This window comes from Glutamicibacter sp. NPDC087661, from assembly GCF_044743275.1.
In the GTDB taxonomy this organism is placed as follows: Bacteria; Actinomycetota; Actinomycetes; order Actinomycetales; family Micrococcaceae; genus Glutamicibacter.
On record NZ_JBIUWE010000002.1, the window covers coordinates 53,491 to 73,504 of the forward strand.

General features: G+C 61.7%; 19 protein-coding genes and 1 pseudogene. 17 read left to right on the forward strand and 3 right to left on the reverse strand.

All coding sequences use genetic code 11. From position 1 onward, the window contains the following. Positions 1–162 precede the first annotated feature (162 nt). From ACIOTN_RS07045 to ACIOTN_RS07105, 13 genes are all read left to right on the forward strand, one after another. Complete coding sequence (locus ACIOTN_RS07045; protein WP_402735023.1) at positions 163–459, forward strand: hypothetical protein; 297 nt, start codon at positions 163–165, stop codon at positions 457–459. Positions 460–617: 158 nt separating this feature from the next. Next, entirely contained in the window at positions 618–1,676 is a 1,059-nt protein-coding gene (locus ACIOTN_RS07050; protein WP_402735024.1) for a nucleoside hydrolase, read from the forward strand. Between the two features lie 117 nt (positions 1,677–1,793). Next, positions 1,794–2,600 (forward strand): ECF transporter S component, encoded by an 807-nt coding sequence (locus ACIOTN_RS07055; protein WP_402735025.1) that lies wholly within the window; start codon positions 1,794–1,796, stop codon positions 2,598–2,600. 7 nt (positions 2,601–2,607) lie between these two features. Further along, the gene (locus tag ACIOTN_RS07060; RefSeq protein ID WP_402735026.1) at positions 2,608–3,366 is read left to right on the forward strand and encodes an energy-coupling factor transporter transmembrane component T family protein; all 759 of its coding nucleotides are present in this window, start codon (positions 2,608–2,610) and stop codon (positions 3,364–3,366) included. Further along, positions 3,363–4,748 (forward strand): ABC transporter ATP-binding protein, encoded by a 1,386-nt coding sequence (locus tag ACIOTN_RS07065; protein WP_402735027.1) that lies wholly within the window; start codon positions 3,363–3,365, stop codon positions 4,746–4,748. The genes ACIOTN_RS07060 and ACIOTN_RS07065 overlap by 4 nt, the downstream gene beginning before the upstream one ends. Positions 4,749–5,288: 540 nt before the next feature. Continuing rightward, a complete protein-coding gene (locus ACIOTN_RS07070) occupies positions 5,289–6,677 on the forward strand; it encodes an LLM class flavin-dependent oxidoreductase (protein WP_402735028.1) in 1,389 nt (462 codons plus the stop codon). Between the two features lie 9 nt (positions 6,678–6,686). Further along, a complete protein-coding gene (locus ACIOTN_RS07075; protein ID WP_402735029.1) occupies positions 6,687–7,220 on the forward strand; it encodes a flavin reductase family protein in 534 nt (177 codons plus the stop codon). A 4-nt stretch (positions 7,221–7,224) separates the two neighbouring features. Beyond that, the gene (locus tag ACIOTN_RS07080) at positions 7,225–7,650 is read left to right on the forward strand and encodes an ester cyclase (protein WP_332489374.1); all 426 of its coding nucleotides are present in this window, start codon (positions 7,225–7,227) and stop codon (positions 7,648–7,650) included. A 95-nt stretch (positions 7,651–7,745) separates the two neighbouring features. Then, positions 7,746–8,552, forward strand: coding sequence for a 2-keto-4-pentenoate hydratase (locus ACIOTN_RS07085; protein ID WP_402735030.1), 807 nt, complete (start codon positions 7,746–7,748; stop codon positions 8,550–8,552). Positions 8,553–8,589: 37 nt separating this feature from the next. Then, positions 8,590–10,062: an aldehyde dehydrogenase (NADP(+)) gene (locus tag ACIOTN_RS07090; RefSeq protein ID WP_402735031.1), complete on the forward strand. Its 1,473-nt coding sequence runs from the start codon at positions 8,590–8,592 to the stop codon at positions 10,060–10,062. A 36-nt stretch (positions 10,063–10,098) separates the two neighbouring features. Beyond that, positions 10,099–10,488 carry a riboflavin kinase gene (locus tag ACIOTN_RS07095; RefSeq protein ID WP_402735032.1) on the forward strand — a complete coding sequence of 130 codons (390 nt, stop codon included), beginning with the start codon at positions 10,099–10,101 and terminating at the stop codon, positions 10,486–10,488. Continuing rightward, positions 10,485–10,670, forward strand: coding sequence for a hypothetical protein (locus ACIOTN_RS07100; RefSeq protein WP_105659169.1), 186 nt, complete (start codon positions 10,485–10,487; stop codon positions 10,668–10,670). Before ACIOTN_RS07095 ends, ACIOTN_RS07100 begins: the two co-directional genes overlap by 4 nt. Before the next feature lie 530 nt (positions 10,671–11,200). Further along, complete coding sequence (locus tag ACIOTN_RS07105; protein WP_402735033.1) at positions 11,201–12,712, forward strand: MFS transporter; 1,512 nt, start codon at positions 11,201–11,203, stop codon at positions 12,710–12,712. A gap of 81 nt (positions 12,713–12,793) precedes the next feature. Here ACIOTN_RS07105 and ACIOTN_RS07110 read toward each other — a convergent pair whose 3' ends face one another. Next, the gene (locus ACIOTN_RS07110) at positions 12,794–14,197 is read right to left on the reverse strand and encodes a PucR family transcriptional regulator (protein ID WP_402735034.1); all 1,404 of its coding nucleotides are present in this window, start codon (positions 14,195–14,197) and stop codon (positions 12,794–12,796) included. Between the two features lie 73 nt (positions 14,198–14,270). Here ACIOTN_RS07110 and ACIOTN_RS07115 point away from each other — a divergent pair, with 73 nt between their 5' ends. The 4 genes from ACIOTN_RS07115 (at position 14,271) to ACIOTN_RS07130 (ending at position 18,740) form a co-directional block, all read left to right on the forward strand. Beyond that, positions 14,271–15,632 carry a flavin monoamine oxidase family protein gene (locus ACIOTN_RS07115; protein WP_286172303.1) on the forward strand — a complete coding sequence of 454 codons (1,362 nt, stop codon included), beginning with the start codon at positions 14,271–14,273 and terminating at the stop codon, positions 15,630–15,632. Between the two features lie 93 nt (positions 15,633–15,725). Beyond that, positions 15,726–16,523 (forward strand): IclR family transcriptional regulator, encoded by a 798-nt coding sequence (locus ACIOTN_RS07120; RefSeq protein WP_402735035.1) that lies wholly within the window; start codon positions 15,726–15,728, stop codon positions 16,521–16,523. 179 nt (positions 16,524–16,702) lie between these two features. Then, entirely contained in the window at positions 16,703–17,455 is a 753-nt protein-coding gene (locus tag ACIOTN_RS07125; protein ID WP_105662100.1) for an SDR family NAD(P)-dependent oxidoreductase, read from the forward strand. A 211-nt stretch (positions 17,456–17,666) separates the two neighbouring features. Beyond that, positions 17,667–18,740, forward strand: a complete 1,074-nt coding sequence (locus ACIOTN_RS07130; protein WP_359185044.1) for an alkene reductase — start codon at positions 17,667–17,669, stop codon at positions 18,738–18,740. A 262-nt stretch (positions 18,741–19,002) separates the two neighbouring features. Here ACIOTN_RS07130 and ACIOTN_RS07135 read toward each other — a convergent pair whose 3' ends face one another. Then, positions 19,003–19,818, reverse strand: coding sequence for a HipA domain-containing protein (locus tag ACIOTN_RS07135; protein WP_402735204.1), 816 nt, complete (start codon positions 19,816–19,818; stop codon positions 19,003–19,005). Continuing rightward, positions 19,819–20,001, reverse strand: a pseudogene (locus ACIOTN_RS07140) (HipA N-terminal domain-containing protein); the annotation flags it as partial. Positions 20,002–20,014 lie beyond the last annotated feature (13 nt).

Here is a 20,014-nt window from a genome sequence, read left to right on the forward strand (position 1 = left end):
AGACGCTGCAGATCGGTGACGAACTGCTCAACGACGGGGAATGCTAGCTGGAGGCGTGGTTTGCTGTACTAAGCCATTAAGTAGTTGAAGCGACGTGGCAGGTGCAGCAGCGCTTGGTGGCCGATTGCCAGGCTCCCCGCTACAGGTGGGGAAAGAACGGTTGTGGGAATTGACCCATGGCTGGCAGCGGTCTTGCCTCAGGATTCAATCGAGTTGACGGCATTGGTGACAACGTTGACGAAGCGGGCTTTGGATATTTTGGCGTATTTTGGTCATGTGGGTTCGTCGATCGAGCCGAACGAGGTGATCATTGGGCGGTTGGAGAATCTTGGCGGTTCGGCTTTGGGATTCAGAATCCTCGCGAATTTCATAGTGAGATCCCTGTTGAAGCCTGGCGGGTTAGACCGGTATTGCACCACTAATTTTGAAGAACTCTCAAAGCTTCCAATCTTTGGCTAGCCTGATCATCTAATTGCGATAGTCCCAACCGTTCAGATCTCGCCGGATACATACACGGCGTAGTCCTTACTTGCGCGCGGACCTGTTGCATAGTCAAATACTAAATGTCGTCTTTTCTGAGGCTCAATGAAATATTGAGGTGTGTTGGGAGGTAATTCGTGGATCTCGTCCGTCTTCTAGTTGACTGCGACACCGGCATAGATGATGCCTTGGCGCTGGCCCATCTCTGCTCGCTCGAGCATGTCTGGATAGAGGCTGTTACAAGTACCCCGGGCAACGTCGAAGTCGAGCAGGTCGCTGCGAACAATCGCGCACTACTTACGCTCTGCGGAAAGTCGGACATTCCTGTGCTCATTGGCGTACGCGAGCCCCTAGAGGTCCCCCTAGTGACGACGCCGGAAACCCACGGGCCACAAGGTGTTGGCTATGCAACGCTCCCAGACCCGGAATCCTCTGTGTTGGAGGGTGCCGATGCCATCGATTATTGGATCGACGCTGCACGGAGCAACTCGGGCGAACTGACTGTACTTCTGACCGCGCCACTGACCAACTTCGCTCTGGCACTTCGCCGCGAACCACGCCTCCCCTGGATGCTGCGCAAGGTAGTGATCATGGGCGGCGCCTTCTACTACCAAGGCAACACCACGCCTACCGCTGAGTGGAACACTCACGTGGACCCGCATGCGGCAAAGGAGGTCTTTGCTGCTTACACGGCTGCCGCTGAACAAGGATTGGACTCTTCGAAGTTGCCGATCGTCTGTTCGCTGGACACCACGGAACGCTTCGAAATGCAGCCGGACTTCCTGACGAAGCTCTCCGAAGAAGCTGGATGCGCTGAACCAGAGATCGTCCAGGCTAGCGACCCGGAAGGGACCCTGAGCAAGTCCTCCAATCCGCTGGTGCGTTACCTCTCCGACGCCCTGCGGTTCTACTTCGAATTCCACAGGCACTACGACCAGGGCTATATCGCCCACGTGCACGACTACTTTGCCGCTGGCGTTGCCGCGGGAACCCTCGATTATGAAACCCGCCCCGCAACGGTGGACGTTGAGACAGAATCACAATTGCTCTTTGGTACAACCGTGGCCGATTTCCGCGGGCTGTGGGGCAAGCCGGCGAATGCCCAGGTGGTTGTGGCAAATGATCCTGAGGCAGGGTTTGCCGAGCTGGTCCAGCGTGTCGGTGCGCTGGCAAGGAAACTCAACGAGAATTCCTGAGCACAGGCAGGTGGGCTAGAATCGTCTACCGGGTCGAGGTGACATAGACCCGCCATTCGCGCGTTGCGGGAGCAATCCTGCGCGCAGCCAAACTCGTATCCCCAGGATTGCCTCATCATGTCACCGAACCTTCTTTTGCCCGAAGCATCAGCGACCCAGCTCCTGCGCCGCAGGGTGCTCGGCGCCGCTGGAACCCTGCTGCTCGTGGGAACCTACCTGTTCCTGGTCATCACCCAACCCGCGGGAATCGTCGAGGGCTTGGGACAGGGAGTTGCCTTGGCAACTTTCGCCGCCTACCTGACTGCAGCCGTCCTGCTGCTGCTCGCTGTGCTGCCGGATCTGCCGGTCTCCGCTCTGACGCTGATCCCGGTCGCGCTGGCACTGAACATCATCCTGGGCCAATTCGTCGGGTCCGTCATGGTCCCGCTCTACCTGGATTCCATCGGTACTGTTCTCGTGGGCTTCCTGGCCGGCCGCCGTGCTGGTGCCGCCACCGGCGTGCTCAGCACGCTGATCTGGTCGCTGTTTGCCCCCACCGTCTTGCCATTTGCTGCCGGAGCCGCGCTGGTCGGTTTCCTTGCGGGAACCGTCGCTCGCTACGGCGCTTTGCGCCGGCCATATCTGGCCCCAATCGCGGGCCTGGTTTCCGGTGTACTGGTTGGCGTAGTCTCTTCCCCGGTGGCTGCCTTCGTCTACGGCGGCACCTCGGGAGTCGGTACCGGCGCAGTGGTTGCGGCCTTCCGCTCCATGGGTGATTCGCTGCTCTCCGCAGTCACCAAGCAGGCCCTGATCTCCGACCCAGGAGACAAGGCAATTGTCTTCCTCATCGCAGCGCTGTTGGTCTTCGCTTTGCCGAAGCGCCTGAGCAGTTCTTTCGAATTCATCCGCCGCTACAAGGTGCTGGGCAAGAGCGGAAACGAGTAGGCCACTAATGAAGCGCCGCATCGCTGACCTGCATCCTTTTACCGTGCTTTGCCTAGCCGTGCTCACCATTTCGGTGGCCACAGCTGCCAGCCGCTGGTGGCTGACCTGTGCGGTGATAGTCCTTTGCCTTGTCATTGGCGCGGTTGCGGGCAAGGCCCGTAAACTCGCGGCGCTCAGCGGTGCCATCATGCTTCCTACTCTCCTGTCCTTGCTGATGATCCATGGACTGGCTTCGCAGGAAACTTCGGCGGTGATCGCGGCCTGGGGACCAATCAGCTTGACGCTTGGGGGAGTGGAGATCGCCATGGCCCTGGCTTTGCGTACCGCCGTGCTGGTGGTGGCCGGTTTGCTTTGCGGTTTGCTGATCGACAAGCACCAGTTGGTGGCAGCCATCGATTTGTCTCCGGCTCCGCCGCAGGCGGGATACCTATTGGCATCCACGCTGTTCCTTCTTCCGCAGATGATGGAAAAGCAGCATGCCATCGGCGAAGCCCAGGCCTTGCGGAAGGCAGGAACCGGCCGTGGCTTGGCCGGTTGGCTGCAGCGCCTGAGGCTGCGAGCCGTGCCGCTGGTGCTCTCCTCGGTGCAAGAGGCCCATGACCGCTCGGTGCATCTGGCGGCACGCGGTTTTCCCGCCCGTGGTGAGCACAGCAGGTTGCGCCTAGTCGCCGACTCGCAGATACAGCGGGGCGTCCGCTGGGTTGCCCTGCTGTGTTCGGTGCTGGTGCCGGTAGCGATTCTGGTGCCTATCGGGGGAGCCTCATGATGGACATGGAGCACCGTGCATGTGCCGGGATCACGGCGGTGCTGCACCTCAGGCTGGAAAGCTTCCGCTACTCCGAGGCGCACTCCGAGACCTTGCGCGAGATCGAGATGGAATTCTCCCCGGGGTCCCTGACTGTCATTGCAGGGGATTCGGGATCCGGGAAGTCTACGCTGGGCGGAGTACTAGCTGGCATGCTGCCGCGGCCGGGAGCCGACCAGTGCGAGGGAACGGTCACCCTGGCGGGGCAACGGATCGATTATTCTCCGGAGCATTCGCCGCGAATCGACATAGCTGGCTGGGCCAGCCATGTGGGATTGCTGCCCCAGGATGCCAGCCTCTACCTTTCGAGGATTCGCCAGACGGTTGCCGAAGAGCTGGTCTTCGCCCGGGAAAACGAAGGAATGCCACGCGAACAGATGACAGAGCTCATCACCCAGCTCTCAACGCGGCTGTCCTTGGAACATCTGCTGGAACGCGACCCCGCCAAGCTTTCAGGAGGCCAGGAACACCTGGTCGCACTGGCCGCGTTGTCCGCAGCGAAACCGTCCATCATCGTGCTCGATGAACCGCTGGCCGGATTGGATTCCAAGGCAACTAAGGCAGTGACCTCGATGATCACGAAACTGCGCGCCGAAGGCACCGCGATTGTGGTGCTGAGCCGGACAACTGAATCATGGGAAGCCGAAGCGGATGCTCTGTGGAACTTGGCGGACGGAACTTTGCGGCCTGCATCTGAAGGTGCTGGAAGTACTGCGTTGCCTTCCAAGCCAAGAAGACCATCCATCGCAGCAGCAAAGCCCCTGCTGGACTTTGCCGGCGTGCAACTCGGATACAAAGGCGCCAGCGCCCCGGTCATCTCCAACCTTGACCTCGAAGTCCGTGCCGGTGAATGCGTGGGGCTGGCCGGCGCCAACGGTACGGGCAAGACGACACTGCTCAAAGCCGCAGCAGGGCTAATCAAGCCAACTGCCGGAAAAGTGCGGGTGGCAGGTGATGCTGGGATGCTCCTGCAGAACCCTTCGGACCAGCTTTTCGAGCGTACAGTTGCCCGGGAGGTCTCCTTTGGCCTTCCCAAGAAGAGCATCCAACGTGACCGCGTGCCGTTGGTGCTTGCACAGCTGGGTCTGGAATCCTTTGCGCAGACCCATCCTTATGAGCTGCCGGCTTCGGCCCGCCGGCTCGTTGCCTTGGCCACCGTTTTGGTGCGCGAACCGCAGCTGCTCCTCCTTGACGAGCCAACCGAAGCGCTGGACTCGGCGGGGCTTCACTGCCTGCACGGGGCCATCGATTCCGTACTCGAACGCGGGGGAGCGGTGCTGTTCTCCTCCCACGATGAGCGGTTCATGTCGTCCACCGCGCACAGGGTGCACCAGCTGTCGTAGCAATTTTTCTGCTGCGGGATAGGCGCCCGCGTCTGGGCCAAGCCTATTCCCGGTGCGCTCCAAGGTAATCAAGTCTCTGCGCCATGCACGCCGTACGGTGAATTCACACCCTTCTGCCCCGGTGGATTGTGGGTACTCGTCTATTCGGTCAGCCATTATTGCACCTCGCGAGCTGAGTCATCATTCCGGCCGTGCAAGGAATTGGTCCCCAAACCAAGGTAAAAACGCAGTCGTAGGTCAGCTCATCGAGAGAACTGCTCCGACTGCTCCGACTGCTCCGCTGGCTCCTCCTCGCACCAACATTCTCTTGGCGTCACCAGATTTCATGCCTTCAATCCCTCGCCTACGCGAAGTGACGTGGAGGAATCCGAAGCGGCTGGCTTTTGCTGCAAAGCCCACCTGCGAGCTTGCTTGTCACAATTGCCGATCCATGTGAAATAGAACTCCTTTACCGCTTGACGGTGTGGCCTTCGACACCCTAGTCTGTGATCACTGAATAAACACATAGTTCATCTAGTGAACACATTGAAGGGATTCAACATGACAAAGGAGATGCGCGTTTTCGCGTTCGACTTCAACGGCCCGGCGCATCTTTCCGCTGGCACATGGCGCCATCCGAAGGACCGGGGTGGTGAATACAAGTCGCTCGGCTACTGGGTCGAGTACGCGAAACTCCTCGAAGCTGCCTGCTTTGACGGGATTTTCTTTGCCGACAACGACGGCTATCACGAGACCTACAAGGGCTCGGTGAATGATTCCCTGAAGGACGGCGCGCAGATCCCGGCCAATGATCCTTCATACCTTATTCCGGCCATGGCCGCGGTAACCAAGCACCTGAGCTTCGGCGTCACCTCCTCCACCGCCTACGACGCCCCGTACAAGCTGGCCCGCAAGTTCTCCACTCTGGATCACCTGACCGATGGCCGAGTGGGATGGAACGTCGTCACCTCTTATACCAACAGCGCAGCGCGGAACATCGCCGGGCTCGAAGCCGCCGAAGCCCATGACGACCGCTACGCCCGCGCCGAGGAATTCATCACAGTGGCCATGAAGCTCTGGGAGACTTCGTGGGACGAAGACGCAGTGCTGCGCGATGCCGCGACCTCCACCTACGTGGACCCCAGTCGCGTGCACAATATCGAACACCAGGGCGAGCACTTCAGCGTTCCGGGCATCCACCTGTGCGAACCCTCGCCGCAGCGCACACCGGTGATCTTCCAAGCCGGCGGATCCCCGCGCGGCGTGGCCCTGGCCGCCAAGACAGCCGAGGCTGTCTTCCTGAACGCGATGACCAAGGAAGCGCTGAAGAAGCAGGTCGACGGGCTGAAGGCCAAGGCGCTGGAATTCGGGCGCAACCCGGAGAACATCGCCACCTTGCAGATGATCACCGTCATCAGCGCTGCCACCGATGAAGAAGCGCAGGCCAAATACGAGGAGTACCTCAAGCTGGTCTCCTACGACGGGGCCATGGCCCGCTACAGCAGCTGGGCCGGGGTGGACTTGTCGGCCTTCGACCCGGATGTCCCGCTGAAGGACATCGATACGAACGCCGGGCAGACCATGCTGAACTTCTTCCTGAAAATGGACCCGTCCAAGGACTGGACCACCCGTGACATCGCCGAGTACATCGGCATCGGCGGCACCTCGCCGGTCATCGTGGGCGGACCGGAAACCTGCGCGGATGAGCTAATTTCCTGGATGGAGCAGACCGGGGCCAGCGGCTTCAACCTGGCCAATGCCATCAAGTTCCAGGACATCAAGGACTTCGCCGAATTCGTCGTTCCCGAACTGCAGCGCCGAGGCGCCATGCGCACCTCCTTCGCCGGGTCCACCCTGCGCGAGACGCTCTTCGGAGAAGGCAACGCCCGGCTGCCCCTGGACCACCCAGGCGCAGCACTGAACCAGCAGACCACCGCACAAGCCAGCTAGGAGTTCCCCATGTCCATCATTGTGACCCCGCAGAACACGGGGATTGATCCGGCCGAATACCGCAAGGTCTTCGGCGCCCTGCCCACCGGCGTCACCGCCATCACCGGCATGACCGCCGCCGGCAAGCCCATGGGCTTCGTCGTGGGAACCTTCATGTCCCTGTCGCTGGAACCGCCACTGGTCACCTTCTGCGTCGACAAGGGCTCGAGCACCTGGCCGACCCTGCGCTCCCTGGGCCGCTTCACCGCGAACATCCTGTCCACCGAGCAGCTTCCGGTCAGCCGGGCGCTCTCCCGCAAGGGCGTGGACAAGTTCGAGGGCATCGACTACGAGATCGGTGCCAACGGCACCCCGCGCATCGCCGGGGCCTCGGCCTGGATCGACTGCGAAGTGCTTTCGGAAGTCGTCGCCGGAGACCACTACATGATTGTCGGCGGAGTGGAAACCATGGAAGCCACAGAGCGCGAAGCGCTGCTCTTCCGCGGCGGAAAATTCGGAGATTTCAACCTTTGGCCGGCACCGGCCCCAATTGCAAAGGCCTAGCATCATGGCATCAATCCTGGAACGCATCACCTCCGCCTGGACCGAGGCGTGGAGCAAGGGCAATACCGCGGCTTTTGCGGATCTGGTATCCGAAGACTACGTGCGCTACTCCAAGACCGGCGAAGAGCGCATCGATGACCTGTTGAACCAGATCACCGAATCCCACCAGGCCTTCAGCGACTTCAACATGGAAATCCTGCGGGCCATCGAGGACGACAACCTGGCAGCAATCCACTGGCGCAGCACCGGGGTGCACACCGGCGAATTCATGGGCGTCCCGCCGACCGGCCGCACGGTGACCGTGACCGGCGCGACCTTCATCAGCCACTGCGATGGCAAGGTCACCGAAGAATCGGTGGTCTGGGATCCACGCGAAATGCTTTCGGCCATGAGCATCTGGCATCTGGGCGACCAGCGGATCAAGAAGTAGCAAGCAGCAGCGACGGGGCGGCAGGCAAGCCGCCGCCCCGTCTGCCCAAGACATTCCGGCGGCCCGCGCCGCCCGAGGTGAGGATGGAGATCCCTTTGCCAATCAACATTACCCAGACTGCCCAGCGCCTGATTTCCGCCAAGGAATCACGCCAGCCATTGGAAAGCCTGATCGATCATTCCGCAGGCCCCACGGTGGCCGATGCCTTCCGCGTGCAGCAGGAGATCATCCGGCTGAATGTCGAAGCGGGAGACAGCATCTCCGGCTTCAAGCTGGGCAACATCGCCAAGGCCATGCAGAGCAAGTTCGGGGTGGATGAACCGGACTACGGCTACCTGCTGGCCAGCCAGTTCTACCCGGAGAACCTGCCGATCAGCGCCGCCGACTTCATCGAGCCTTTCATTGAGCTTGAACCTGGCTTCGTGCTGAAGAAGGACCTGGGCGGCAAGCATGTCACCGCAGCGGACGTCATGGCCGCCACCGACTTCGTGGTGCCCGCACTGGAAATCATCGACTCCCGGATTAAGGACTGGAAGATCGGCCTGTTCGACACCCTGGCCGATAACGGTTCGGTGGGAGGGGTGATTCTCGGCGGGCAGCCGCGCAAGCTCTCCGAGGTCAATCTCGCGAACCAGCCCGGTTGCATTGAATTCGACGGCCAAGAAGTGGCCCGCGGGAACACCAACGCCATCCACGGCAATCCGGTATCGGCCATCGCCTGGCTATGCCGGCGCATCGCAGAATACGGAATCACCCTGAAGGCCGGCCAATTCATTCTGCCAGGCAGTTGCCTGGCTGCCGAGAAGATGGTTCCCGGCACATCGATCACCGGCCGCTTCGAAGGCTGGGGAGAAATCTCCTTCGACTACACGCCGGAATCCAGTTCCGTAACGCATTCCTGAACCGAAACACAGAGTAGAAAAGAGCTTGAAAATGGCCGTGAGCATTGCGCCAACTACCGAAAACACCAGCACCGAGCAGCTGGAAGGCTATCTGGCCGCTGCGCAGGACAGCTTCGGCACCTGGGCCGCAACCAGCCCGGCTCAGCGAGCCGGAATCCTGGACGCCGTGGGCGATGCGCTGGATGCCGCCGCAGACCAGCTGGTTCCGGTAGCCATGGCCGAGACCAACCTGCCCGAGCCGCGTCTTCGCGGGGAACTGAAGCGCACCACCTTCCAGCTGCGCTTCTTCGGGGAACTGCTGCGCGATGGCGGATACCTCGACGCGCGCATCGACCATGCCGATGCGCAGTGGCCCATGGGAGCCGCCCGCCCGGATCTGCGGCGCACCCGCATTCCGCTCGGTCCGGTCGTGGTCTTCGCGGCCAGCAACTTCCCCTTCGCCTTCTCGGTGGCCGGCGGCGACAGCGCCTCGGCGCTGGCGGCTGGCAACCCGGTCATCGTCAAGGCGCACCATGGGCATCTTCAACTCTCGCGGCTCACCGCCCAGGTGGTCAACGAGGCCTTGGCCGGGGCTGGCGCGCCAGACGGGCTATTCCAGGTCGTCTTCGGAACCGAAGCCGGGCGCACCGTCCTGCTGGATCCGCGGATCAAGGCCGCAGGATTCACCGGTTCCATCCCCGGGGGCCGGGCCCTGATGGACCTGGCTGTTTCCCGCGATGAACCAATTCCCTTCTACGGGGAGCTGGGCAGCAACAACCCGGTGTTCGTCACCGAGCAGGCTGCCAGCGTACGCGGCGAGCAGATCGTCGCCGATTTCATCGGCTCCTTCACCACCAGCGCCGGCCAGCTGTGCACCAAGCCCGGAACGCTGTTCATCCCGCGCGGCTCGGGCTTGCGCCCGTTGCTGTCCGAGGCCGCGCTCCCGGCCGGGGCCGGGCTGCTGAACCAGCGCATCCGCGAAGGCTACGGGCAGGTGCTGGACCAGCTGTCCGCGCACCCCGGTGTCGAGGTGCTCGCGCAGGGCGGCGAACCGCTGGGCGAGCAGCCATCGCCCACCTTGCTGATCACCGGCATCGACGAGCTGCTGGCAGATCCGCAGGCCTTGCAGGCCGAGTGCTTCGGGCCGACCGCACTGGTCGTGGAATACGACTCCGAGCAGCAGCTGGTGGCTGCGGCGCAGACCTTCGAGGGCCAGCTGACCGCAACCATCCACGGCGAAGAAGGCGACCGCGTCCAAGAGCTGGTCGCGGTGCTGGCGAACAAGGCCGGACGCGTGCTGTGGAACCAGTGGCCCACCGGGGTTTCGGTGACCTACGCCCAGCAGCATGGCGGCCCCTACCCGGCCACCACCGCGGTGGGGACCACCTCGGTCGGTGCCGCCGCCATCGAGCGGTTCGTGCGCCCGGTGGCCTACCAGAACTTCCCGCAGCATCTGCTCCCGGCACAGCTGCAGGATGCCAACCCGGACAGCGTTCCGCAGCTGGTCAACGGCCAGCCGCGCGGCCGCTGACCGGAACCGCGAAGTACCACCAGGAGGGAAGAGCCCATGCATGCCATTGAAGGAATCGTCGAGCACGGAGACGCCCGCGGGCGAGAACTCGGCTTCCGCACCGCGAATATCCCCATGCTGCAAGATGACCAGCTCGATGGCGTGTGGGGTGCCGAAGTGCAGCTGCCCGATGGGCGCCAGGTGCCTGCCTGCGTGTCCATCGGCCGGCGCGCCACGTTCTACCGCACCGGCGGGCAGGTGCTGCTCGAAGCGCATCTGCTCGACTTCTCCGGGGACCTCTACGGTCAGCACCTGGTGGTGCGCCTACTGGAATTCCAGCGCCCGCAAGTTGAATATGCGGATGCTGGAACCCTGGTGGAGCAGCTGCATCGGGATGTGGCCGAGACGCGACGCGCGGCACAGCTGCGGGAAAGCGTCCTTGCATGAGCGGGATCGCAATGGCGCCCCCGGCTGCGCCGCCGTCCTGGGCGGTGCAGCGGGTGGCGACCGTCATTGAACGCCAGGGCATCCCGGTGCCGATCCGCGATGCCAAGCGCATCGCGCAAAAAGCCGGGGTGAGCAAGAGCCTGGCCCGCCGTTGCATCCACTACATGGACAGCGGGAAGTAGCTTCCTGCAGCGACCGGGCGCGCTGGAGTGGGCCCCTGGCTCCCAGGCGCTGGACGCCGCGGCACTGACGCGCCGTCGGCAAAATTCCTGGTACCTTCTCCAACTAAGCCGCGCGAATCTCCGCGGGATCATCCCGCTGTCTCGCGCGGCTTTGTGGCGCTGCCTTGGTGCCCTCGTGCCGCTATGGGCCCGGTCATATGGGCAATGCTCCTGCGCCGTCGCGGGTTTAATCCGGGACATTTCTGCGCAACGCCCAGGGCGGCAAAAATCATCTCAGTCTCCTTGTCAGCTCCGTTCGTGCAGCTGAACTCCTTGAATTTCCGGGCCCCGGAGCTGGGTCCGACGATGAAATGTTTTGCTGAATGTGTTGTGCATCACCGGAGTGTCGTGTTCACTAGATAACTAGCATGATCATCTGGTGAACGTTATGAAGTTCTTGTTTCGCTATTACAAGTGAAAATTCCACAGCAGTTCATGCGCAGCGAGAGCATCAGATCTCGAAACCAATTCCCGGCAGGAAAGAGAATACGATGAGCGAATCATCGAGAATGCAGCGTCCCGCGTTGCCCAAGGTATCGCGCAGGCTCCGCGCCGATGACTGCATTGTCGTCGACAAGAAGGAATTGCGCCGCGCACAGATCGGCGCGGGCATTGGCAATTTCATCGAATGGTATGACATCGGGGTCTACGGCTATCTGGCAGTGACCATGACCGCGGTCTTCACCGAAGGCATGGACCAGAGCATGGGCCTGCTGGTGACGCTGTTCGGTTTCGCCGTGTCCTTCATCGTCCGCCCGCTGGGCGGAATGATCCTGGGCCCGCTCGGGGACAAGATCGGCCGGCGCAAGGTCATGTTCTTCACCATCGCCCTGATGGCCGGAGCCACCACGCTGATTGGCTTGCTTCCCACCGCTGGGCAGGTCGGCCTGTGGGTGATCGTCCCGCTGTACCTGCTCAAGATGCTGCAGGGCTTCTCCACCGGCGGCGAATACTCCGGCGCCGCAACCTACGTGGCCGAGTTCTCCCCGGATGACCGCCGCGGATTCATGACCTCCCTGCTGAACTCGGGATCGATGCTCGGCTTCGCTGCCGGTGCGGCAGTTGTCGCTGCCACCTCCGCGATCACCACCTCGGCGTGGGGCGAGAATGCGATGCTCGCCGGCGGCTGGCGCATTCCGTTCCTGGTGGCACTGCCGCTGGGCATCGTGGCGATTTCGCTGCGCAGCAAGATCCCGGAATCCCCGACCTTCGAAGCGGCCCGCGAGGCTGCCGAGGTCGGCGAGGTCCATCCAATGTTCGTCCGCCACAATCTGCCGAACATCTTCCGCCACTACTGGCCGCAGATCCTCATCGGCTGCGCCTTGATCGCCGCGGACGGCACCTCCGGATATATGCTCACCAGCTACATGCCCACCTATCTCGAAGCGGAAATCGGCTCGCCAGCGGTGCATACCGCGGTGGCAGCTGTGGTGGTGCTGGTCCTCCAGGCAGTGCTGATCCCCGTGATAGCCAACTGGTCGGACAAGATCGGTCGGCGGCCGATCTACATGATCGCGACCATCGGCAACCTGGTCCTACTGGTGCCGGCCTTCGCGCTGATGCATGTTGGCACGATGTGGTCGCTGTACCTCTCGCTGTTCATGGTGGCCCTGCCCAGCGCGTTCTTCCTGGCCATGACCGGAGCTGTCATGTCCGAGCTGTTCCCCACCGCTTCGCGGTACGGCGGAATGGGAGTCACACACAACCTGTCGATCTCCATTTTCGGCGGAACCACGCCGCTGGTCAGCCAGATCCTGGTGAACACCACCGGCAACCACTTCGCACCGGCCTACTACATCATGTTCTTCTCGGTCATCGCGCTTTTTGCCACCTTCAAGCTGCGCGAGACGGCATCCCGTCCGCTGCTCGGTTCGGCGCCCGTGGTGCGCACGCGCGAAGAAGCGCTCGCCTTGGCCAATGGGCAGGATGAAAATGAGCTGCTGGATACCTCCACCATGCTTCTCGCCCCGGTGCCAGCCCGAGCTCCAGAAACGAGCAGCTAGAATCGAAAAGCATTGCAGCAACCGCCCGGTGGGCGTTCCCGACGGAGGGAACGCGTATCGGGCGGTTCGCGTTGCGGGGGCCTATCCGCTGTAGTTGGTGCGTGCTGATTCGGTCTGTGTGATGGGCCAGGCTTTGCGTGCGAGGTAGAAATCAGAGATATCCACGACTTTGCGCACGCTGCGCCCGGTCAGCAATTCGGCTTGCTTGATGCGGTAAGCCAAGGTCTGCCGGTGGATGCCCAAGAAATTCGCGGTGTGCTGCCATTGCAGGTCGCGGTCCAGCAAGGCGAAAAGGGAATCCCGGTACACGGCTACCTGGTTGCTGGAGCCTGCCAGCGGGCCGAGCACCATGCTGACGATTCGCTCGGCTTCCGAGGCGGATCGGGCCAGCAGTGACACCTGCAGTCCGGAGAATTCAACGAGTTCTCCGGGCCGGGGTTCAGAAGGAATCGCCCCCTGCGCTTCTTGCGCCGCGCCTTCGAGGTCCGCGAAGCGCTGCTGCGGTGAGCTTAGTCCGAAAGTGGCCTGCAATTCGCTGGCGATCGTCCGTAGCACCGGAAGATCCTTCTCGCGCACTACGGCGATGGAGTTGTTCTTCCACGACGTGGCTAGCGGCATCAACCCGTGCAAGGACAGGGACATCGCCACGGCATCGAGCAGCTTTCCCGGGGCGCAGGCGACCCGGAATCCGGGCTCCCCAGCGATCCATGCACCGCCATCGATATCCTGTTCGCCCAGCTTGCCGGCCAGGCCCAGCCGCAGGGAAGTTTCGGCCGCGGCGACGGCATTGCCGGCATCCTGGAGCAGCGAATTGGCATCGACCGCGAGGATCTGCTTGAGGTGCACCAGCAGCAGGGCATCCAGTTGCGCGTCGGCCGGGACGAGCAATTGGGTGGGGCGGATGGTGGACAGGGAGTGGCGGCGATGCGCATTCGTGGGCAGTGTGCCGATCACTGGGCATCCGGTCATCGTGTCCTGGACAGCAATGTCCACCGAGCACAGCTTTTCCACCCAGTCGCCGCTGCGCTTGCCCTTCCGGTTCTGCGATCCGGCTTCCTGGTACATCCGGGAAAGTAGCAGGACCGAGCGGTTCAGCTGGTTGGTGGTCACGGCGGCCACTGTCCGGGCGATCACCACGAAGGGGGTTTGCGGTCCGGTGGACAGCACCGGGAAGGTCAGTTCATCGGCCGCCTGCAGCATCTCGCGTGTGAGCTCGGGTGCGAGCCCATCCTGGCCAATGATCAGCCCTGCAATCCCCGCAGCATCCGCCTTGCGGACGAAATCGGCCTGCTCTTGGGCTTCCGCGGGGATATTCAGGCCCAGGGACATCAATAGTTCCTCGTTACCCAGCCAGCGCCACGGCTCAGCGGATTCGCTGGTCTGCGCCCAGCGCACGATGCGTCCAAGGCCTGACTGGCCGGCGATCACCTTGGTATCCAAGGCCGGATCAGAAATGAGTTTGGCGATCGTGAGCAGTTCCGCCATCTTTTCTCCAGGGTTTTGTGCGCAGTGATGAAAATAGTATGAATATCATACATCCGCATAAGTGATCTCCGGGATGCCGCACCATACAGTGGCTACCAGTACACGACTGGCACATGAAAAGGACCGGAAAACCATGGACAACACTTACGACTCAGATGTCATCATCATCGGCGCCGGCCTGGCCGGACTGACCGCCGCCCGCGAACTGGGCGCAGCCGACTACTCGGTCACCGTGCTCGAAGCGCGCGACCGCATGGGCGGCCGCCTCTACACCGAGGACCGCCTGGGCAAGCACCTGGAGCTGGGCGGAAACTGGCTGCACTGGACCCAGCCGCACGTGTGGGCCGAGGTCACCCGCTACGGACTGCGCGCGGGCCGCGGCCCGAAGTCCGAGGAGACCTTCTGGTATGCCGATGGCAAGGTGCAGCGCGGGGACCTGGCCGGCTTCATGGACCTGATCGACCACGGCATGCACGCCCTGGTAGGCGAAAGCGGAAAGCTCCTGCCGCGCCCCGACTTGGTCTCCAATGACGATCAGTTCGCGCAGGCCGATCAGCTGACCTTGCAGCAGGCCCTTGACCGCCTGGATCTGAGCGATGACGAGCGGCAGGCCAATGAAGCGGCCTGGGTGGGGCATTGCAATGGGCCGCTGGACCAGGTCGGCTTCAGCGCAGCGATCCGCTGGACCGCGGCCACCTCCGGAGCATGGCGCGTCATGCATGAGGCCAGCGCCGTTTACCGGCTGGAAGATGGCAATGACCAGCTGGTCAAGGCCATTGCATCCGACGTTCCCGGAGAGATCCGCCTGAATGCGCCAGTGGCCTCGATTGCCCACGATGAGCAGGGCGCCACCGTGGTACTGGCAAGCGGCGAGAGCTTGCGCGCTCGCCGGGTCATTGTCACCGTTCCGCTGAACATCCTGCACGAGCTGGATATCCAGCCTGCGCTGTCGCCGGTCAAGCGCGAGGTGAGCCAGGCAGGTACCGCATCACAGGGGCTCAAGCTCTGGATCCGGGTGAAGGGTCCGATCAAGCCATTCTTCGCGTACTCCACGCAGGAGCACCCGCTCTCGGTGGTACGCACGGAATTCGTGGGCGAAGAGGATGCAGTTCTGGTCTCCTTCGGCGCCGACGCCTCACGCTTGGACATCACCAGTATCGAGGACGTGCAGGAAGCGCTGCGTGCCTGGCGCGATGACCTGGAAGTCCTGGAAATCGCGGCCCACGACTGGAACGCGGATCCCTACGCCAAGGAAACCTGGCTCATCCACCGGCCGCAGGCCTACACCACGGGCCAAGCCGAGCTGCAGCGTGCCGAAGGGGCAGTGCACCTGGCCGGCAGCGACCTGGCCAACCTTTGGGCCGGCTTCTTCGACGGTGCTATCGAGAGCGGGTTGCGGGTATCCCGTGAGGTGCGCGCCGCACTCGAAGGGTAATCGGGCCTTGGCTCGATTTATGGGCAGAGTGTTCACCCTGCGGTCAACCGGCTAGGCTGAATAGAAGACTATTCGAAAGGCTGGTTCCCCTCCATGGGAGAAACAAGTGGAAAATCCTCTGGCGGCATGGCGGCAAACCGGTCGGTTTCACGGGCAATCGCGGTGCTGCGCGCCCTTGCCGCCAGGGGGGAACCCTTGACGGTCACGGAGATCGCCAAGCAGATCGGCTTGGCCCGGGCCACGGTCTTCCGCCTCTTGCTGACCCTGGAAGAAGAAGGGTTCGTCGACCGCCAGGACACGCACTACACCCTCGGCTGGGATCTGGCCCGCATTGCCCAGGACGTTGATCCCACACCGGGGTTGCTATCCAGGGTCAGTGACGTGGTAGTGGAGATCGCCGACATGCTCAACGAAACGGTGACGCTGAGCGTGCGCCACGGGAAGTACGACCTGGATCTCGTGCAGCAAGCGTCTCCGCGCGCCATTGGAATGTCGATGACCGAGCTGCAGGGCCAGCGCTGGCCATTGCATGCCTCGGCTACCGGAAAGCTGCTCCTTTCCGAACTGGATAAGGAATCGATCCGCATTGCTACCGGAAGCAAGCTGGAAAAGCTGACGAGCCAAACGATCACCACATGGAAAGCCTTGGACGCCGAGCTGGATCAGATTCGCGAACGCGGCTGGGCAAGCACCATTGACGAGCTGGAAGTGGGAATCATTTCCGTGGCGGTCCCGATCCGCGGCGCTGGCAACGATCTCATCGGAATGCTCGCCTACATGGCACCGCGCCACCGCGTGGACACCGAAAAGCTGGAAATGCAGAAGATCGAGGGCCTGCTTGAAGGCGCCAAGATGGTACGCCGACGCATCGTTTCGATGACCGGGGAATAGGTCCGGGCAATGCTGGCGTGCAGCAACCTGCGTCGCCTGGTTGGCTCTGCGGAGCAGTGACTGAGCTCATAGACCTTTGATTGACACGTCATCGACTTTCGAGATGGATCGGAGTAGCGTCCAAGGTATGAGGCCAACGGAAATCCCGTGACCATCTTGAAACGGAAAGTGGGTCCATCATGGCTCAGTATGATGTAGCAGATCGTTCGGCAGTAGTCACCGGCGCCGGTTCGGGCATCGGCCAGGCTATCGCCATCCTCTTAGCCGCCAACGGAACCAAAGTGGTGGTCCAGGACCTCAATGCCGAGGCCGCGGGCGCTACCGTGGAAACCATCAAGGCCGCAGGCGGAGAAGCTGTAGCTGTTGCAGGAGATGCCAGCTCTTCGGCTGTCATCGACGAAACCATCAAGGCCGCCAACGCCATGGCTCCATTGAAGATCGGCGTCAACAACGCAGGCATCGGCGGCCGCGCCGCCAAGGTGGGCGAGCTGACCGACGAGGACTGGGACAAGGTCATCTCCGTGAACCTCAACGCCGTCTTCCGCGGAACCCGCGCCCAGGCCAACGCCATGAGCGAGAACGGGGGAGGGTCCATCGTGAACATGGCCTCGATCCTCGGCTCGGTGGGCTTCGCCGGCAGCTCCGCCTACGTTTCCACGAAGCATGCCGTGGTGGGCCTGAGCAAGACGGCCGCCGTGGAGTATGCCACCTCAGGGGTACGCGTGAACAGCGTGGCCCCGGGCTTCATCGACACCCCGCTGCTGCAGCAGATGCCCAAGAAAGCCTATGACGCGCTGGTCGACAAGCACCCGATTGCCCGCTTGGGCAAGCCGGAAGAAGTGGCGGCGCTCGTGGCCTTCCTGGCCAGCGATGCCGCGTCCTTCGTGACCGGCAGCTACCACCTGGTCGACGGCGGCTACACCGCCGTATAGCCCGTCGGATCAAGCGGATGCGGTGCGGAGCTGTGCCGCATCCGCTGGTTTATTGCTCCTGGCGAGCCCGCGAATCCAAGCAATGAGCCTCAGGCGATTCCAATGCCTTGGAGCCGTTAGCCAGCTCATGTTTTTAGCCGAAACGGAATAAGTTGCTTGCGGAGGTAGTTACGCTGTGCAACTACAATTTCCAATTCAGGAGTCCCGCCCCATGGATCTGTTTTCCCCTCTCGCCCTCGGCGACCTCAAGCTGTCCAACCGCCTGGTCATGGCACCGCTCACCCGCTCTCGCTCTGGCAAGGACGGCGTGCCCAACGCAGATGTAGTCGAGTACTACCGCCAGCGCGCGTCCCTGGGCCTGATCGTCAGCGAGGGCACCTACCCGAGCTTTGCCGGCCAGGGCTTCGTCCGCCAGCCGGGCCTGGTCACAGAGGAGCAGATTGCCGGCTGGAAGAAGGTCACCGATGCGGTGCACGCCGAAGGCGGCCTCATCGTTGCCCAGATCATGCACGCCGGACGAGTCACCCACCCGGAAACCACCGGTGCAAACTACGTCGAGGCGCCAAGCGCCATAGCAGTTGAAGGCGAGTCACGCACCTACACCGGCAAGCACGCGTACCCGGTTCCGCATGCCCTGGCCACCGGAGAACTCCCAAGGATCATCGAAGAATTCGTCACCGCTTCGCGCAACGCCATCGCCGCCGGATTCGACGGCGTGGAGCTTCACGGGGCCAACGGCTACCTGCTGCACGAGTTCCTGGCGCCTTCGGCCAACACCCGCAACGACAACTACGGTGGTTCCCCGGAGAACCGGGCCAGCTTTGTCATCGAAGTCGTGACCGCAGTAGCCAACGCCATTGGCGCTGGCAAGACCGGCCTGCGCATTTCGCCGGAACACAATGTCCAGGGTGCCGTGGAAAACGATCGTGCGGATGTGCTGGCTACCTACACTGCGCTGGTCCAGGGCATCGCGCCACTGGGGCTGGCCAACCTGAGCATCCTGCACCATGACCCAGCCGGCGAGCTGGTCCAGTCGCTGCGCGAGGCATTTGGCGGACCGGTGCTGCTGAACACCGGCTTCGCGGAGATCACCACCTATGAGGAAGCCGCACGCGTGGCTTCCGAAGGCTGGGGCGAAGCGGTTGTCGTGGGACGCCCTGCGATTGCCAACCCGGATCTGGTGCGCCGCTGGAAGGAACAGCTGCCGCTGAATGAACCAGATTTTGCGACCTTCTACACTGAAGGTCCAAAGGGCTACATCGACTACCCATTCTGGGAGAACTAGCCTCTAAAACTTCTGACTTAGTTTAGATGAAGCCACCGCTTCCGTTCGTAAACGGAAGCGGTGGCTTCTCCAGATCCAGCGAGCTACACGTCATGCTCTAGAAGAGTTTGAGTTGTCGCACAGAGATGTTCGACCTTTGGATAAAGCTTGCTCGGTAGTTCGCTGTTGCCTATGGCCTCGGATTCGTTTTCGAAAACTTCTGCCATGGCGATAGGCAGAGCGTACGTCATCGCACTCACTGTCATCCGCAACCACTCTTCATCTATTTTGCTTCACGAGCAAATCTTGACCAATGCTTTGATGAGACTCTCCCGAACTGTCGCTCGCCCCCGATGGACATGGCGGCCTTCCGCAATCCATCGTTTTTCTTCGGAAAACCGTCGTTACTAACGTGTTCGTAGGGCAAGCCAGATGCGATGTCATAAAATGGCGCAAGCTGCACACGGCCATCAGGGAGATGGAGTATCGAGTAGTTCTTGCCGTGTGCGTCGGGAGCTCCCAAAAGGTAATTTCCTATTAGGCCTTCAATGAATTTTTGAACTTCAGTTTCAGGAGCACGAGCTTCTCGAAGGGTCTTAATGATCTTGAGTGCGCTGGGTCCTCGGTTCGACTCGTACTTGTTTGTAGGTAAGGTCGAAGTGGCCTGGCAGAAGTCTTCTTGATGGACCCGATAGACGTTGTTTCCCTCAATAAGCCGATCGTACCGTTTCACCACGATTGTCGATTGCCCGTCAAACTGCGTGAAGTTGGTTTCGGCAACTTGTAATCCCATGCGTCCCAAAGTCTTCAGGCATAGGTGCTCATTGAGTGCTTGATCTCGAAAATCTTGGATGCCGGGCTTGAAAATGTGGGTTGTCGGTTCGCTGCCAGTGGCTTCATGCCATCCGTCCTGCCATCTCAAAGCGAATTTGCTTTGAGCTCCAGCTAGTGACCACCGTTCACGACCGACAGTCCACGATCCTTTCGGAGACGAAGATAAAACCCTGATGCGTTGACCGATTTCATTGTCGTTGCAAGCCACGAGTTCACCTGCGGAACGCGTTAACTCGTCAATTTCATCCGGCCGTACGAACTGCACTGCTCCTGCACATTCAAACCCAATATGCTCAAGTAAGGCGAAGGGATTCTTTGCCGAAATGCCAAAGTCATCAGCGAACGACTGGCGGACAGCTTCGCCTTCCGGAATTAGCCCCTCGATGAACGGATCAGTAATAGAGCGCTGGTAAGGGGTCTCTCGATAGGGCATTGCCAGGGATAATCTGGCTTGTCTAGAA

Excerpts from the sequence above, each read along its gene's own strand:
- ACIOTN_RS07055 (WP_402735025.1), top strand. The coding sequence starts at position 1,794 with ATGTCACCGAACCTTCTTTTGCCCGAAGCATCAGCGACCCAGCTCCTG.
- ACIOTN_RS07060 (WP_402735026.1), top strand. The coding sequence starts at position 2,608 with ATGAAGCGCCGCATCGCTGACCTGCATCCTTTTACCGTGCTTTGCCTA.
- ACIOTN_RS07065 (WP_402735027.1), top strand. The coding sequence starts at position 3,363 with ATGATGGACATGGAGCACCGTGCATGTGCCGGGATCACGGCGGTGCTG.
- ACIOTN_RS07070 (WP_402735028.1), top strand. The coding sequence starts at position 5,289 with ATGACAAAGGAGATGCGCGTTTTCGCGTTCGACTTCAACGGCCCGGCG.
- ACIOTN_RS07075 (WP_402735029.1), top strand. The coding sequence starts at position 6,687 with ATGTCCATCATTGTGACCCCGCAGAACACGGGGATTGATCCGGCCGAA.
- ACIOTN_RS07080 (WP_332489374.1), top strand. The coding sequence starts at position 7,225 with ATGGCATCAATCCTGGAACGCATCACCTCCGCCTGGACCGAGGCGTGG.
- ACIOTN_RS07095 (WP_402735032.1), top strand. The coding sequence starts at position 10,099 with ATGCATGCCATTGAAGGAATCGTCGAGCACGGAGACGCCCGCGGGCGA.
- ACIOTN_RS07100 (WP_105659169.1), top strand. The coding sequence starts at position 10,485 with ATGAGCGGGATCGCAATGGCGCCCCCGGCTGCGCCGCCGTCCTGGGCG.
- ACIOTN_RS07105 (WP_402735033.1), top strand. The coding sequence starts at position 11,201 with ATGAGCGAATCATCGAGAATGCAGCGTCCCGCGTTGCCCAAGGTATCG.
- ACIOTN_RS07110 (WP_402735034.1), bottom strand. The coding sequence starts at position 14,197 with ATGGCGGAACTGCTCACGATCGCCAAACTCATTTCTGATCCGGCCTTG.
- ACIOTN_RS07115 (WP_286172303.1), top strand. The coding sequence starts at position 14,271 with ATGCCGCACCATACAGTGGCTACCAGTACACGACTGGCACATGAAAAG.
- ACIOTN_RS07120 (WP_402735035.1), top strand. The coding sequence starts at position 15,726 with ATGGGAGAAACAAGTGGAAAATCCTCTGGCGGCATGGCGGCAAACCGG.
- ACIOTN_RS07125 (WP_105662100.1), top strand. The coding sequence starts at position 16,703 with ATGGCTCAGTATGATGTAGCAGATCGTTCGGCAGTAGTCACCGGCGCC.
- ACIOTN_RS07130 (WP_359185044.1), top strand. The coding sequence starts at position 17,667 with ATGGATCTGTTTTCCCCTCTCGCCCTCGGCGACCTCAAGCTGTCCAAC.